Source organism: Spiroplasma sp. Moj (assembly GCF_016082285.1).
GTDB classification, from domain to species: Bacteria; Bacillota_I; Bacilli_A; order Mycoplasmatales; family Mycoplasmataceae; genus Spiroplasma; species Spiroplasma phoeniceum.
The window spans coordinates 1-620 of record NZ_MQTY02000171.1 but is presented as its reverse complement, the minus strand read 5'-3'; the positions used below and the strand labels follow the sequence as shown (position 1 = coordinate 620).

1 protein-coding gene is annotated in these 620 nt (G+C 24.8%); it reads right to left on the bottom strand.

Annotated features, from left to right (window positions below; all coding sequences use genetic code 4):
• Positions 1–34: 34 nt before the first annotated feature.
• Positions 35–478, bottom strand: a complete 444-nt coding sequence (locus tag BST80_RS05350; protein ID WP_415746297.1) for an alanine--tRNA ligase-related protein — start codon at positions 476–478, stop codon at positions 35–37.
• Between the last annotated feature and the right edge of the window lie 142 nt (positions 479–620).

Here is a 620-nt window from a genome sequence, read left to right as displayed (position 1 = left end):
AAATATATTTTATAGGAATTTTAAAATAACTAGGTTATGCAAGAAGTCTAATATAAGATAAAATATGTTGGGCTGTATGATTTTTTGTAATTTTAATTCGACGTTCAACATCTATTTTTTGGATTAATACGTCATTAATTTCAATTGTTGTACCATTAGTATCAACAAGATGAAGATATATTTTTTTGTAAATTTGTTTATTTAAGTCAAAAACAGAAATTTTATGGTCTTTCTTAATTAATATTTCTGTATCAGAAATTTGACCCCCGCCAATGGCATAAAAAACAGTGTGATCAAAAGCAATAAATCCAATTCCATTTAATGTGGTAACTGGATAACCATTTGCATCAAATAATGCTAAAACTGTTCCAATGTCAGTTGTTTGGTTATAACTAAGAAAAGTGGTAAGGGGAAGATTAACACTATTATTTTGTTTTTTCAAGGTACTTCATAATAATTCAATTTGTTCATTAGTCATAATATATCGGTTTCTCTCTTAATATTAAATTATATGTTATATTTGTAAATTGTAAATAAAGGAAAAGAAAAATTTATGTGAAAACCATATACATTTTAGACCACTCATTTAGTCTTTAAATTAGAATGGAGATTAAAATGAA